Origin of the sequence: Zhongshania aliphaticivorans (assembly GCF_902705855.1) — a bacterium.
GTDB lineage: Bacteria > Pseudomonadota > Gammaproteobacteria > Pseudomonadales > Spongiibacteraceae > Spongiibacter > Spongiibacter aliphaticivorans_B.
Genome location: NZ_CACSIJ010000017.1, coordinates 181,771 through 197,423 on the forward strand (window position 1 = coordinate 181,771; position 15,653 = coordinate 197,423).

Annotated in this window: 12 protein-coding genes; 8 read left to right on the forward strand and 4 right to left on the reverse strand. The window is 47.5% G+C overall.

From position 1 onward, the window contains the following. From GVJ32_RS17570 to GVJ32_RS17585, 4 genes are all read left to right on the forward strand, one after another. Positions 1-210 (forward strand): DUF2970 domain-containing protein, encoded by a 210-nt coding sequence (locus tag GVJ32_RS17570; protein WP_159241378.1) that lies wholly within the window; start codon positions 1-3, stop codon positions 208-210. A 582-nt stretch (positions 211-792) separates the two neighbouring features. Beyond that, the gene (locus tag GVJ32_RS17575; RefSeq protein ID WP_159241379.1) at positions 793-2,436 is read left to right on the forward strand and encodes a nitrite/sulfite reductase; all 1,644 of its coding nucleotides are present in this window, start codon (positions 793-795) and stop codon (positions 2,434-2,436) included. Further along, positions 2,429-2,908 carry a DUF934 domain-containing protein gene (locus GVJ32_RS17580; protein WP_159241380.1) on the forward strand — a complete coding sequence of 160 codons (480 nt, stop codon included), beginning with the start codon at positions 2,429-2,431 and terminating at the stop codon, positions 2,906-2,908. Before GVJ32_RS17575 ends, GVJ32_RS17580 begins: the two co-directional genes overlap by 8 nt. Before the next feature lie 125 nt (positions 2,909-3,033). Continuing rightward, on the forward strand, positions 3,034-4,200 hold the full coding sequence (locus tag GVJ32_RS17585) for a cation:proton antiporter domain-containing protein (protein WP_159241381.1): 1,167 nt from the start codon (positions 3,034-3,036) through the stop codon (positions 4,198-4,200). A 17-nt stretch (positions 4,201-4,217) separates the two neighbouring features. Here GVJ32_RS17585 and GVJ32_RS17590 read toward each other — a convergent pair whose 3' ends face one another. The 3 genes from GVJ32_RS17590 to GVJ32_RS17600 all read right to left on the reverse strand — a co-directional run bounded on the left by GVJ32_RS17590 (position 4,218) and on the right by GVJ32_RS17600 (position 6,666). Further along, entirely contained in the window at positions 4,218-4,787 is a 570-nt protein-coding gene (locus GVJ32_RS17590; protein WP_159241382.1) for a YceI family protein, read from the reverse strand. 200 nt (positions 4,788-4,987) lie between these two features. Beyond that, entirely contained in the window at positions 4,988-5,917 is a 930-nt protein-coding gene (locus GVJ32_RS17595; protein WP_159241383.1) for an electron transfer flavoprotein subunit alpha/FixB family protein, read from the reverse strand. Next, complete coding sequence (locus GVJ32_RS17600; RefSeq protein ID WP_159241384.1) at positions 5,917-6,666, reverse strand: electron transfer flavoprotein subunit beta/FixA family protein; 750 nt, start codon at positions 6,664-6,666, stop codon at positions 5,917-5,919. Before GVJ32_RS17600 ends, GVJ32_RS17595 begins: the two co-directional genes overlap by 1 nt. A gap of 388 nt (positions 6,667-7,054) precedes the next feature. Here GVJ32_RS17600 and GVJ32_RS17605 point away from each other — a divergent pair, with 388 nt between their 5' ends. After that, positions 7,055-8,710, forward strand: coding sequence for an electron transfer flavoprotein-ubiquinone oxidoreductase (locus GVJ32_RS17605; RefSeq protein ID WP_159241385.1), 1,656 nt, complete (start codon positions 7,055-7,057; stop codon positions 8,708-8,710). A 426-nt stretch (positions 8,711-9,136) separates the two neighbouring features. On the opposite strand, the gene ppsA is transcribed toward GVJ32_RS17605, so the two are convergent. Beyond that, positions 9,137-11,509 carry a phosphoenolpyruvate synthase gene (gene ppsA, locus GVJ32_RS17610; protein WP_159241386.1) on the reverse strand — a complete coding sequence of 791 codons (2,373 nt, stop codon included), beginning with the start codon at positions 11,507-11,509 and terminating at the stop codon, positions 9,137-9,139. Positions 11,510-11,639: 130 nt separating this feature from the next. Between ppsA and ppsR the strand changes: the two genes are divergently transcribed. The 3 genes from ppsR to GVJ32_RS17625 form a co-directional block, all read left to right on the forward strand. Beyond that, complete coding sequence (gene ppsR, locus GVJ32_RS17615; protein ID WP_159241387.1) at positions 11,640-12,458, forward strand: posphoenolpyruvate synthetase regulatory kinase/phosphorylase PpsR; 819 nt, start codon at positions 11,640-11,642, stop codon at positions 12,456-12,458. 7 nt (positions 12,459-12,465) lie between these two features. Then, complete coding sequence (locus GVJ32_RS17620; protein ID WP_159241388.1) at positions 12,466-13,662, forward strand: patatin-like phospholipase family protein; 1,197 nt, start codon at positions 12,466-12,468, stop codon at positions 13,660-13,662. A gap of 302 nt (positions 13,663-13,964) precedes the next feature. Beyond that, on the forward strand, positions 13,965-15,653 hold a 1,689-nt coding region (locus GVJ32_RS17625), incomplete at its 3' end, for a TonB-dependent receptor (RefSeq protein WP_159241389.1).

Genomic DNA, 15,653 nt, shown 5'->3' on the forward strand with positions numbered 1-15,653 from the left:
ATGGATCAACAACAAGACAAAATGAAAAAACCAGGCCCCTTAGCCGTAATCGGAAGCATTATATCGGCCGCCTTTGGCGTACAAAGTAGCCGAAATCGAGAGCGTGACTTCACCCACGGCCGCTTCCGAAACTACGTTATTACCGCCATTATTTTTGTAGGCGTATTTATCGCAACTGTGTTTACCGTTGTACAGATTGTGTTGAAATAAAAAGGACCAATACCAATGTACACACATAAAAAAAGCCGCATCAGCGGCTTTTTTTATGTCGATATTTTACAAACTAGGTCGGCATGCCGTGTAGCCAATAAACCACAGTACCTACAACTAAGGCCAAAATAGCAACAGCAGCGCAAACATCTGCAAAGTTATCATCACGCTCTTCTTGGGTTTGATCAGACATGGGAGCCTCATAATACGAGTTAAAGACGCCGAAACACGGCACACAAAATCGGCGCTATTGTAGCAAAAAATGCTTAGTAGGTTAGTTTTAATTCATGGCTACGGCGTAATTACATGATTAAAAGCCAGCCAGAATTAAACTTTTAAGCGATAAGCAAAGCTGCACCTTCACCAAATTACTGCCAAAAAAGCACCTGACCACTCCCCGTTATCGACACGCCACATATGCATTACCCAGAAAATCAGTTAGCGGAATAAGGACTTAGTCTTTACCATTGCGATCGTAACAGGTGATCTCTGGTCATTTTCAGCGTAAAATACCTACCGGTTTTTACTGCAGCGCGTTACATCGCGTTTTTGCCCGCCAAAACTCTTAAGACAAAGGTTTCTATGTACACTTACGACCACTTTGACCGTCAGATTGTCAGTCAGCGCGTTGCACAATTCCGCGATCAAACCCTGCGTTATCTTGATGGCAAAATCACTGACGAGCAGTTCCTGCCATTGCGTTTGCAAAATGGCTTATACATCCAACGCCTAGCGCCAATGATGCGTATCGCTGTGCCTTACGGCACGCTCAACGCAACGCAGCTGCGTAAATTAGCCCACATCACTCGTAAATATGACAAAGGCTATGCTCATATCAGCACCCGCCAAAATGTGCAGCTGAACTGGCCAAAGCTGGAAGAAGTACCAGATATTTTGGCCGAGCTACTCGAGGTTGAAATGCACGCCGTACAAACCAGCGGCAACTGTATTCGTAACACGACCGCAGATCAGTTCTCCGGCGTTGCTGCAGACGAAGTCGAAGACGCTCGCCCCTACTGCGAAATTATTCGCCAGTGGTCGACCTTTCATCCTGAGTTTGCCTTCTTACCCCGCAAATTTAAGATTGCCGTGTGCGGCTCTGAGTCTGATCGCGCAGCAATCATGATGCACGACATTGGTCTCCAAATCGTTCACGATGCCGACGGCAATACTGCGTTTAAAGTGTTTGTTGGTGGTGGCCTTGGGCGTACCCCAGTTATCGGCAGCCTGATTCATGAGAGCTTAGAGCCAAAACATCTGCTCACTTACCTTGAAGCGATTTTGCGGGTGTACAACCAGCTCGGTCGCCGTGACAATAAGTTTAAAGCGCGTATTAAAATTTTAGTTCGTGCCATGGGCGCCGATACATTTAAAGCTGAAGTTGAAAAAGAATGGGCGCATATAAAAGACGGTGAGTTAAGTCTTACCACTGACGAAATTAACCGCGCAAAATCATTTTTCGTGCCGCCAAACTACGCTGCATTACCGCAGCAAGATATGCAGGCCTTAGCCTTAGAGAGCGCTGATTTCGCTCGCTGGCTACAACACAACACCCATGAACACAAAGTGTCTGGCTACCGTATTGTCACGCTGGCATTAAAAACAGTTGGCGTCGCTCCTGGCGACATTACTGCGGAGCAATTTGAGGCTGTAGCTGATTTATCTGAGCGTTATGGCTTTGGCGAAATACGCAGCACTCACCAGCAGAACCTTGTGCTACCAGATGTAAAACAGGCAGATCTATTCGCTTTATGGAAGGAGCTTGTTGAGTTAGAAGTTGCCTCGCCCACGGTAGGTACGCTAAACGATATTATTTGCTGCCCCGGTGGTGATTTCTGCTCTTTAGCAAACGCAAAATCGATTCCTATCGCTGAGGCGATCCAGCGCCGATTTGATGACATCGATTACGTGTACGACCTTGGCGAAATCGAACTTAATATTTCCGGCTGCATGAATGCCTGCGGTCATCACCATATCGGCAATATCGGTATATTAGGTGTCGACAAAAAAGGCCAAGAATTTTATCAAGTATCGCTGGGTGGCAGCCAAGGTTTAGATGCATCGCTGGGCTCTATTCTTGGGCCCTCTTTCGCTCAAACCGAAGTGCCTGATGTTATCGAAAAAGTATTAGAAACTTATGTAAATCTACGCCAGCCGGAAGAGCGTTTTTTAGACACCTTCCGCCGTGTTGGCATCGACCCCTTTAAGGAGCGTGCCTATGCCTAATATTATTAAAGACCAGCAGATTTGCGATGATAACTGGCAAGTATGGCGTGACGCCGAAACCTTGCCAGAAACTGGTGGCTATATCGTCCCATTGGCGCTATGGCAAAGTAACAAAGATGCACTAAAAGCTTTAGGCGATGTTGCAGTCTTTCTTGCTAGTGACGAATCACCAAAAGCGCTAGGTGCTGATATCGCAGAGTTCGAGCTTATCGCCGTAGATTTCCCGAAGTTTGCAGATGGCCGTGGTTTTTCTTATGGTCGTGAATTGCGTGAGCAATTTGCCTATAAGGGCGAATTACGTGCGATTGGTGATTTTATGCGCGACCAGCTGTATTTTCTTAGCCGCTGCGGTTTTAATAGTTTTGCACTAGAAAATAGTGATATTGAAGAATCGCTGGCAAGCTTCAAGGATTTCTCTGAAAGCTACCAACCCAGTATCGATCAACGTTTACCGCTATTCCGCCGCCGCTAATACTTATTGATAGCAAGCTGCCCCTAAATGCCGTCACTTAGACGGCATTTTTTATTGCCTGTATTGTTTCATTGCACACGCCTGTGTGATGATGATTTCTACCGCCGCAGCTAGAGGTATTACGCGTGGAAGCCAGCCTGACTTCATCTTTTTTCATGATATTCAGCGGTGCAGCGGTGCTTGCGTCAATTGCGCTGTACACTCGTCAGCCGCTATTAATCGCCTACATCGCCTTAGGTGCAATTATTGGCCCCTACGGCACTGGCTGGGTTACCGACCTGAAATTACTCGCTGAGATTGCCGAATTCGGCATTATTTTCCTGCTATTCCTACTCGGCTTAGATATGCAGCCGAAGTCTCTCCTTAGTACGCTTAAAAAAGCAACGGTGGTTGCGCTTGCTAGCTCCTTAGCCTTTGCCGCTATCGGATTCGGGCTTGCCTTCAGTTTTGGTTTTAGTCACACAGAGAGCCTAATTATTGGCGCTGCAATGATGTTTTCCAGCACCATCATCGGCATAAAACTACTACCAACCACGGCACTTCATCATCGCCACACTGGCGAGTTGATGGTCGGTCTACTATTGCTACAGGATTTAATTGCCATCTTTGTACTACTGGTTTTATTCAGCATGAACCAAGGTGAATTTTCTGCGGGCAACTTACTAAGAACATTAATCGCCCTACCCGCGTTAATCGTTTTTGCGTTTGCGGCGGTACGATTTCTATTACTGCCGCTGCTCAGACGGTTTGACCGTTTTCATGAATATATCTTTTTACTCGCCATAGGTTGGTGTTTGGGGATGAGTGAAGCGGCGCATAGCTTAGGCTTGTCCGCTGAGATTGGTGCATTTTTGGCGGGAATCAGCTTAGCAACGAGTCCGATTTCGCAATATATCGCGATTAATTTAAAGCCGCTTAGAGATTTTTTCTTAATCTTGTTTTTCTTCTCGCTTGGCGCGCGCTTCGATTTAAGTTTATTGGCTGATATTTTAGTGCCGGCAATCTTACTCGCCACGCTAGTTCTGACGCTCAAACCCATTATTTTCCGCTACTTAATACACAGCATGAGCGAAACCAAAAAGCTTGCCTGGGATTTAGGGTTTAGGATGGGGCAAATCAGCGAGTTTTCTTTGCTCATTGCCTATGTCGCAGCTGAAATGGCACTGATAGGACGAGAAGCCTCACACCTTATACAAGCAACTGCGATTATTAGTTTTGTCGTGTCGTCGTATATCGTTGTGTTTAATTACCCGAGCCCTATTGGTATCTCAGATAAGTTGCGGCGAGACTAAGCCCGCCGCACAAGCTGCTACTTAAATACCACCGAGAAAGTTACTGGCACAACAAGATCGATACTTGCCAAGCTCGCTAAGCTACGTAATTTGCTAATCCCCGGCTCCAACTCAAAGCTGCTAGCACTGATAAAAGTCGGCGCGCTTGTCGCTGCGTGGTAGCTGCCATCTTTCAGTTTGGTCACTATGACCTTAAAGCTCACTGCCGCTGTTTTACCGTGAAGCTTAAGATCACCTTTTAAATCTATGGGCTTTTGCTCCCCCGCCGACATTGCCTTTAATTCAGCCATATCTAGCGCTGCGGTGTAAGTCGCCGCGGGGAATTTATCTATTTGAAATAAGTGTTCACGCATGCGGTCATTACGAATATCGATGCCGCTCGCAACGCTGCTTAAATCAATATTAAGCTCTGCTTTACCGGTTTCATCGTCAAGGCTACCGCTAAGCGAAGTAAAGCTCATAAGCTCTGCAACAGAGTCATTTTTCACGGTTACAAAATTTAACACCGACGAGTCTTTATCCAACTCTAGGGCGTTCAAACCTACCAATGGTAATGACAACACAAGCGCACATACTAGCTTTTTCATGAGTATCTCCTTTGCAAATTGCAGAACGTGACTATTCGTTCTAAATATTCAATGTTTTAAGCTGAGGTTTATGAGTTTCACATATTGCTGTCCATTCAGACAGTGAGAAGAAGAAACTATTCAATAAAGAGGATGAAAGTTAAGATAAAAAAAAGCCCGATGTAAACACCGGGCTTTTAAGACTTTTTGTTTACGCTAGCTTAGAGACTTGAATCAAGCTCTGGAACAGCGTCAAACAAATCGGCAACTAAGCCGTAATCCGCAACCTGGAAAATTGGTGCGTCTTCGTCTTTGTTAATAGCAACAATGACTTTAGAGTCTTTCATACCAGCCAAATGCTGAATTGCGCCGGAAATACCAACCGCAATATACAAGCCCGGAGCAACGATTTTACCAGTCTGACCGACCTGCATATCGTTAGGTACAAAGCCTGCATCAACAGCAGCGCGCGAAGCACCAACTGCAGCGCCGAGTTTGTCAGCCAAAGAATACAACATGGCAAAGTTGTCACCATTTTGCATGCCACGGCCACCAGAAACCACAATACTTGCTGCAGTTAGTTCTGGGCGGTCGCTCTTCGCGACTTCTTCACGAACGTAGCTAGAGTTGCCGGCGTCATGTGCGCTCGCAACGGCCTCTACTGATGCGCTGCCACCCTCTGCTGCAACTGCGTCGAAAGCAGTAGTACGAACAGTGATAACTTTAATAGCATCTGAAGATTGCACGGTAGCAATAACGTTACCTGCGTAGATTGGGCGCTTGAACGTGTCAGCGCTTTCTACAGAGATGATTTCAGAAATCTGGGCAACGTCTAGCAATGCTGCCGCACGCGGTAAGGTGTTCTTACCGTTAGTGGTGGCCGGTGCCAAAATGTAAGCGTAGTCTTTGCCAAGCTCAGCTACTAGCAAGCTAACGTTTTCAGCTAACTGATGTCCATAAGCTGCGTTGTCTGCAACTAGTACTTTGCTAACGCCTTCAATTTTTGCTGCCGCTTCTGCAGCAGCGCCACAGGCTTCACCAGCAACAAGAACAGTAATGTCGCCGCCAATTGCTTTTGCAGCAGCGACAGTATTTAACGTAGCGCCTTTAATAGAGGCGTTATCGTGTTCTGCAAGAATTAGAATACTCATCAGATTACCTTCGCCTCGTTTTTCAGCTTATCAACAAGTTCAGCAACATCAGCGACTTTAATACCAGCTTGACGTTCCGCAGGCGGCTCTACCTTAAGGGTAGTTACTCGTGGAGTTACATCAACACCCAAATCTTCAGGGGTCATTGTATCTAAAGGCTTTTTCTTTGCCTTCATAATGTTTGGCAGCGACGCATAACGTGGCTCGTTAAGACGCAGGTCAGTGGTTACCACCGCAGGCAGATTCAGCTTAACAACCTGCGAACCGCTGTCGACTTCACGAGTAACAGTCACTGTGTCGCCTTCAACAACAACTTCTGAAGCAAAGGTACCTTGTGACATGCCAGTTAATGCCGCAAGCATTTGGCCAGTTTGGTTGTTATCGCCATCGATAGCTTGCTTACCAAGAATAACCATTTTCGGCTCTTCTTTATCCACAACAGCTTTCAGCAATTTAGCAATCGCCAACGGTTGAACCTCTACATCGGTTTCAACCAAGATGCCACGATCAGCACCTAGAGCCAGTGCAGTACGAATCTGCTCTTGGCATACTTTAGCGCCAATAGAGACAGCAACTATTTCAGTTACCACGCCTTTCTCTTTCAGACGTACAGCCTCTTCGATGGCAATTTCGCAAAATGGGTTAATAGCCATTTTTACATTATTCAGATCAACGCCAGTTCCGTCCGACTTCGGACGCACTTTTACGTTGTAGTCAACTACTCGTTTGACAGCAACCAGAACCTTCATGGATTCCCCAGTACACGCGTAAATTAAATGGAATGGCTTTATATCCCTACGCTGTGGAACCGTAAACCGATCCCAACCGGATAAAGCCTCTTTTCAAAGCGCCGTTATATTGACGCGTCTAAGACCGAAGGTCAATAAAAGCACGGTATTCATCCTGCGAATAACGATTATTAGCAAGCTAATCGTATTTGCGATTAATATTAATAAGCATTTGTTTAAAAAAGGTTTTTTTAAAACTCTAAAAAACAACTTTTATTACTAAGAAGAGAATAAAACCAAGGCTAAAGTAGCGTTTTAAGGCCTCTAGTTTTATAATTCGCGCTTTTAATCAGTCATAAATCGCCCAAAATAAGGGCAATGCTGGTAAAGCATACAGAGGAGAGAGTCTGTGGAACGCGAATCAATGGAGTTTGACGTCCTGATAGTTGGTGCCGGCCCTGCCGGATTGGCTGCGGCGTGTAAAATTCGTCAGTTAAGCGAAAGCACCGGAAAAGACATCAGTGTTTGTGTTGTAGAAAAAGGTTCTGAAGTCGGTGCCCACATTCTTTCTGGTGCGGTTTTTGAACCCACTGCATTAAACGAGCTATTCCCAGATTGGAAAGAAAAAGGCGCTCCGTTGAACACGCCGGTCACGGGCGATGACATTTACTACATGACCAGTGCCGAAAAAGCGATCAAGGTTCCGGGCTTTGCTGTGCCTAAAACCATGCACAACGAAGGCAATTACATTATTAGCCTTGGCAACTTATGTCGCTGGATGGCGGAACAAGCCGAAGGCATGGGCGCAGAAATTTACCCTGGCTTTGCCGCCGCTGACGTGCTGTTTCACGAAGACGGCAGTGTAAAAGGCGTCGTGACTGGCGACATGGGCATTGCAGAAGACGGTAGCCATAAAGACAGCTATATGCCAGGCATGGAGCTGCACGCCAAGTACACCCTGTTTGCTGAAGGCTGTCGCGGTCATTTAGGCAAACGCTTGATGGAAAAATTCGACCTTAATGCCGGTAAAGACCCCCAGCATTACGGTATTGGTATTAAAGAGCTATGGAAAATTGACCCTGCCAAGCATGAAGAAGGCAAGGTTATGCACGCTGCGGGCTGGCCCCTAGCTGAAAACGGCGCTGCTGGCGGTAGCTTCCTGTATCATATTGAAGATAATCAAGTGTCTATTGGCCTGATTACCGACCTTTGCTATGACAACCCTTATTTGTCGCCTTTCGAAGAGTTTCAACGCTTTAAAAAGCACCCTACCGTTATGCAATATTTGGAAGGTGGCGAGCGTATCTCCTATGGCGCCCGCGCGATTGCCAAAGGCGGCTTGCAATCTCTACCGAAAATGACCTTCCCCGGTGGTCTGTTGATTGGCTGTGACGCTGGCACACTGAATTTTGCGAAGATTAAAGGCAGCCACACAGCGATGAAATCCGGCATGATTGCCGCTGAAGTCGTTCACAAAGCCATTACTGAAAATGAAGCGACAGGCGCAGAATTAGGTGAGTACACCACTGAGTTTGAAAAATCTTCTGTTTACAAAGAACTGTACGACCAGCGTAACTTTGGCCCCGCTCAACACAAATGGGGTAATTTCTTTGGTTCTGCTTATGCATTCGTCGATATTAATATTTTTGGTGGCAAGCTACCGTGGACACTGGGCGACGATCACCCCGATCACGCAGAGATGAAACCGGCTGCGGAATCCAAAAAAATCACTTATCCCAAGCCAGACAATAAAATCACCTTTGATCGCCTGACCTCGGTATTTTTGTCAAACACCAACCACGAAGAAGATCAGCCCTGCCATCTGACTCTTAAAGATCCTGAGCTGCCAATTCGTGACAATCTACCCAAATATGCAGAACCAGCACAGCGATACTGCCCTGCTGGCGTGTATGAAGTAGTTGAGGATGCCGAGGGCGCACCTAAATTTCAGATCAATGGTCAAAACTGTGTTCACTGTAAAACATGTGACATTAAAGACCCTGCGCAAAATATAGTTTGGGTCACGCCAGAGGGGCTAGGTGGGCCAAATTATCCAAACATGTAGGTGCAATAAATCACTTCAACAGCCTTATCTAAAATACTGTTTTTACTAAAACTTTAGATTTACCGGCTACTACTTAGCTCTCCTTGAGCTAGGTAGTAGCCGGGTTCTAAATCGTTCATTACCTCGCTTAACATCTCCACGCTTACCCAGCATAAATTAACTGCGCCAACTGTCCCGCGAATTAAATTATTAAGCTCGTATTCCTTTTTAATTTTAGACTTATGTCATTACTAATCTCAATATAATAACCGCCCCACAAACGCTTCAGACTGTTGAATGCGTAGCTGCCTTTCTTTCCGACTGTTACCAGCCGATTCATCACTTCTATAAAATTGCTTTAGGTAGCACAAAAAAATCCCCGCAATGGGCGGGGATATAATTCAGACAATTCGCGGCGAAACGAGAATTAGCGATAAGATCTATCGATTAGGTTTTAAGCTTTTCTGCCAAAAACAACCAAGTCTCTAATACTGAATCAGGGTTCAGCGACACGCTGTCTATGCCTTGTTCCATCAACCACTGGGCAAAATCCGGATGATCCGATGGGCCTTGACCGCAAATACCAATGTATTTGCCCTGCTTTTTACAGGCATCAATCGCCATTTTTAGCAGCGCTTTTACCGCGTCGTTGCGCTCGTCAAACAGGTGCGCAATCAATCCAGAGTCACGATCTAGGCCTAGCGTTAGCTGGGTTAAATCATTTGAACCGATAGAGAAACCGTCGAAATACTGCAGGAATTGCTCAGCCAGCAAGGCGTTAGCGGGCAGCTCACACATCATGACTACACGTAGACCGTTCTCGCCACGCTTCAAGCCATTAGCTTCTAGTAACTCAATAACTTGTTTAGCTTCGCCCACGGTACGCACGAATGGCACCATGATTTCGACGTTAGTGAGATCCATGTCGTTACGCACTTTCTTAAGTGCACGGCACTCGAGCTCGAAGCACTCGCGGAAAGAATCAGAGATATAGCGCGATGCTCCACGGAAACCCAACATGGGGTTTTCTTCCGATGGCTCGTATAAGCTACCGCCAATCAAATGAGCGTACTCATTGGATTTGAAATCAGACATCCGCACGATAACGCGCTTAGGGTAGAACGCGCTGGCGATGGTAGAGATCCCTTCAACCAATTTTTCCACGTAAAATTCTACAGGGCTCGCATAACCTGCAATACGACGTTTTACTGCCGCTTGCACGTCGCGTGGAATATCGTCGTAGTTAATCAGCGCCTTAGGATGAACGCCAATCATACGGTTAATGATGAATTCTAAACGCGCCAAGCCAACGCCCGCATTCGGGTAGCCTTGGAAGTCGAAAGCGCGGTCTGGGTTGCCAACATTCATCATAACTTTGAAAGGCAAATCCGGCATGGCGTCGAGCTTATTACGGTTGATGTCAAAATCGAGAATCCCCTCATACACCATACCAGTGTCGCCTTCGGCGCAGGATACCGTGACAGGAGTGCCTTCTTTTAATAACTCGGTTGCGTCGCCACAACCTACCACCGCAGGAATACCTAGCTCACGAGCAATGATTGCAGCGTGACAGGTACGGCCACCGCGATTGGTCACAATCGCCGAGGCGCGCTTCATAACCGGCTCCCAATCTGGGTCGGTCATATCGGTAACCAGCACATCACCCTGCTGCACCTGATCCATTTCACTGATATCGGCAATCACCCGCACCGGGCCGGCGCCAATACGCTGGCCAATAGAGCGGCCTTCGCACAATACCGCGCCCTTTTCTTTCAGCAGGTAGCGCTCCATTAAGGTGGTAGATTCACGGCTTTTCACGGTTTCTGGACGTGCTTGAACAATATAGAGCTGGCCGTCGTCACCGTCTTTGGCCCACTCGATGTCCATTGGGCGGCCGTAGTGTTTTTCGATGGTCATGGCCTGCTTAGCAAGACCGAGCACTTCGTCATCGTTCAAACAGAAGGTGTTGCGCTCGTCGTCACTCACATCAACGGTTTCTACAGATTTACCGGCACTGGCGTCGCTGCCGTACACCATTTTGATCATTTTGCTGCCGAGGTTACGGCGTAAAACCGCGGGACGGTCTTTTGCCAGCGTCGCTTTATGCACATAGAACTCGTCGGGGTTTACGGCACCCTGCACCACGGTTTCACCCAAGCCGTAAGAGGCGGTGATGAATACCACCCCGTCAAAACCAGACTCCGTGTCCATCGAGAACATAACACCAGCTGCACCGGTGTCTGAGCGCACCATGCGTTGAATACCGGCCGACAAGGCAACATCGGCGTGCTCAAAACCTTGGTGTACGCGGTAGGCAATCGCGCGGTCGTTGTATAAAGAGGCAAACACTTCCTTGATCGCGATCATGATATTGTCGAGGCCGCGAATATTTAGAAAGGTTTCTTGCTGGCCAGCAAAAGATGCGTCTGGCAAATCTTCCGCTGTTGCAGATGACCGCACAGCGAAAGACATTGAGTCATTGCCATCCACCAGTTTGGCGTAAGCCTCAACTACGGCGGTGTTAAGTGCTTCTGGGAACGGCGTTTCTACAATCCACTGGCGAATTTTCTTGCCAACCACAGCAAGATTCTTAACGTCTTCAATATCAAAGCCGTCTAGTTCAGCGATAATCCGGTCGTTCAAACCACTTTGTTGGAGAAAGTCACGAAAGGCATCAGCTGTCGTCGCAAAACCACCGGGAACAGATACACCAACCTGAGACAGCTGACTGATCATTTCACCCAAGGACGCGTTTTTACCGCCAACTCGGTCAACATCGTTCATTCCAAGGTCGTTAAACCAGATTACATATTCAGACACGGGTATCTCCCATTTTACAAAGCAACCGTATTACGGTTATAAGGGTGCAAGAAATTAACACGGGCTATACTAAAGTAAGTAATTTGGAAATTCCCGTCGAAAAACACAGAGACTTAGGTAAAAAAACTACATGACTCGTCCGGCCTTTTTTATATCAGATAGTACCGGCATTACCGCCGAAACATTAGGAAGTAGTGTTTTAGCGCAATTTGAAAGCCAAAAGTTTGAGCATATTATTGTTCCCTACGTGGATAATGCTGAAAAAGCGCAATCAGCCGTAGAGAAAATTAATCGCGCTGCTGAAGACTGTGGCAAACAACCTATTGTTTTCGACACCTTGGTTGATGAAAATCTGCGCGCCATCATTGCCACCAGCAAAGGCTTTATCGTTGATGTACTGGGTACCTTTGTTAGTCAGCTAGAAGCTGCGCTGGGTGAAAAGCCCTCTCGCACCGTTGGCCGCGTACAAAACGCCGACAAAGATATGCTTTATAAACAACGTATCGATGCAGTGAACTATGCGCTAGACAATGACGATGGCGCGAGGCTCAATCGCTACGATCAAGCGGAAGTTATTTTGATTGGCGTATCTCGCAGTGGAAAAACACCAACCTGTCTTTATTTGGCCATGCAGTCAGGGATCTTCGTCGCTAACTACCCTATCACCGACGAAGATATGGAAAGTGATCGCCTGCCAAAGGCACTCATGGAACACCGCAGCCGACTATTTGGGCTAACGATCGAGGCGGAACGTCTAGCAGCAATCCGTAGCGAGCGCAGACCTGATACCCGCTACGCCTCACTTCGGCAATGTGAGGACGAACTCCGACAAGCCGAGGCCATGTTTAAACGGTTTGGTATCCCCTACCTTGATATTACCCATGCCTCGGTCGAAGAAATCGCCACCCGAGTATTGGTGGATACAGGACTACGCGGGCATAAGCGCTAACAGCCCAATGGAACACGACACGACTGTGAATATCGATCAAACATCAACTGAAAACTGCTATCACGCCAATACCGCTATGGTTTTACCAGGCGGTGGTGCGCGGGCAGCTTATCAAGTCGGCGTATTAAAGGCGCTGGCAGAAATTCACGGGAGTCGTCCCGGCAACCCCTTCCCTATTTTAGCGGGCACATCAGCAGGGGGAATAAACGCCGTCTCGATGGCGGCGGGGGCGCACCATTTTACCGGTACGGTCGAAAAGCTAGAAATGCTATGGCGTAATCTAAGCACTGATAAAATTTATCGCGCCGATTTTTTTGGCGTGATGCGCAATGTATTGCGATTAGCTATTTCACTGTTTAACTCAGGCTCATCCGGCGGCAAACCAGTTGCCCTACTAGACAATAGCCCGCTGCGGGCATTACTCAATGAGCACGTTAAATTTGAGAATATTGGTCGCAATATTTTAAATGGTGATTTAGACGCACTATGCCTCACGGCCATGAACTATACCCAAGGTGTGTCAGAGACTTTTTTTCAAGGTGGCCCCCAATACGCAGGTTGGCAGCGCTGGCGTAGACAAGGATTGGCAACCCCAATCCAACTTCAGCACTTAATGGCGTCGAGTGCCATTCCCACTATTTTTCCGCCAGCGAAATTAGGCCGCGACTATTATGGTGACGGTGCGCTTCGACAATTAACCCCCATTAGTCCAGTCATTCATCTTGGCGCAAATCGCGTATTGGTTATTCCTGCCAACGGGCACAAGCGGCAGTACCCAAAACTACCCCAAGAAATTAAGTCGCCCGGCTTTGGTCAAATCATCGGCCACCTTCTAAACAGCGCGTTTATAGATAGCATTGAAACTGATATCGAACGGCTAGAACGCATTAATGAATTAGTCCGCCTTATACCCGACGAAGATCACAGCATGATGGGTAAAGAGTTACTTCCAATCGACTGCCTGGTGATTAGCCCCAGTGAAGATATCGATCGCATTGCCGATGAACACGTTAACGAGCTACCCCGCTCCTTACGTATGTTTCTGCGCCGCACAGGTAGCACCGGCAATAGCGGTGGCGGCGTCAGTATCGCCAGTTATTTACTCTTCACCCCCGAATACTGCGGAAAATTAATTGACCTTGGTTACCGCGACGGCATGGCGCAACGAGAGCAATTAGAGACATTCCTCTACCGCGGACGGTAGACAACATCTACTACGCCAAGCAGCCCGTATAAGCTCCATGAACATTGGAGCTTTAAATGACAAACGGTAAGTACCCCAGCCTTATTTTCATTTTCTTACTGATTTTTGCTCAGCCTAGTTTTGCCGCTGACAACGGGAAGAATTGACTAAAGCCTTATCGCGCCCCTTCCAAGCTTTGCCATACTCGCTGAAAATCGTCGTATTCGACGAGGTGAGCAAGTAAACAAATAAACAACACTTGTACGCACATAATAAGATTTTATTCTGCTAGCTCAGCCTAAATACAAATACAAAGGAATGCCATGAAACCCCGTTTTGATATATACGAGCGGATAGGCCGCCCTCGGTCTACAGCCTTAGCCCTGGCAATGCTCTGTGTGGTCTCTAGTCCAGTAACGGCACAAGAAGACCCAGTTAGCTTTCAAGAAGTCGCCAGCGATACCCTAAAGAAAAAGCGACTCAACAACCGACTTTTAGAGGAGGTGGTGGTCACCGCCCGAAAGCGCGAAGAAAATATTCAAGACATTCCCATCGCGATTGCGGCCTTCTCAGCTGAGAAATTAGATGCAGCTGGAGTGGAAAGTGCACAGGGGTTAACAAAAATTACGCCCGGTCTCGTTTTTGCCAATACCTTCGGCTACTACATTGCCTTTTTACGCGGCATCGGTTCTGAGGCATTTTTGCCTTCTGCTGATCCTAGCGTGCCCATTTATGTTGATGATATTAACCAAGTCGCCGCTCAAGGCTCTATTGACTCCCTCGTCGCCATTGAGCGAGTTGAGATACTAAAGGGGCCACAGGGCACCTTATTTGGCCGCAACGCCCTTGGCGGCGCGATACGAATCATTACCCCCGACCCAGACGATGAGAGCTTTTTTGGTGAGGTGAAAATTGATAGCGGCCACTTTGATGTTGTTAATGCTTCAAGTCTATCGTCTAGCCTATTTTTAAATATCCCTATTGTTGACGGTGTGGCCGCCACATTTTCTGGCACATTACGTAATCAAGAGCCAATCTACACCAATGATTTAGGCGGCGAAGTTTACGACGAAGAATTAACGGCTGGTCGCATAAAGCTGAAGTGGTGGGCCACCGAGAATATAGACATCACCCTCAGCGCCTCTCAAGAAAAAGGCCAATCGTCGGGAGGTCTAACCTCTGAAGGCACAAATCCTTATTTACTTTGTGCGGCATGCACTCCCGATCCCGAATTCGACTATCACGTAGCACACAATACTGACTCCGGCTTCGAATCAGAGCGAACTTTAGTGTCTGCCCGACTAAACTGGAGCCTCCCCTACTTCGACTTTATTGCATTGGCCTCAGACCAGGAGCTGACCGTCCCCTACGGTATTGGCGATCTCGATTACACCAGTAGTCCACTGTTCGTGGCGGAAGTACCTCGGCAATTTGTTGAACAAAAAACCTTCGAAGCACGTATAGAGTCAAACGCCGAATCGCCATGGAGCGACTATTTAGTTTGGGTGGCAGGTATGTATTACCTAGAATCTGCGGGTGGCTACGACCCCTTATATTTGCGTTTCGGTAGCAATGCCTTGGAAAACGGCCTTCCCATTCCCATTGAATTACCAGCAGGGCTTGGTAATTTATTAGATGTGGATGTCGCACTTGCCTCCAATGGTGTACTAGAAACTGAATCGTTGTCTGGATTTGCAGAAGGCACCGCATTGCTGCCCCACTCTTTTGATTTCAGCCTTGGGGTGCGTTACGACACAGAAACCCGTAATGTAGCAAACTCCTCACTTAGCGCCCTGAACCCACTCACTGGCGATGCAATCTCAGTACTTAAATTTACTGTGCCAGAGGCCACTACTGAACGGGTCAGTCCACGGGCGTCACTAAAGTGGGGGTTTAGTCAGGGTCAGGTCTATGCCTCGTACTCTGTCGGCTACCTTAGCCCCACCTATAACACCGTCAACTTTCTAGTCGCCCCAAGCTTCGTCGACCAGGAAGAAGACACGGCATACGAG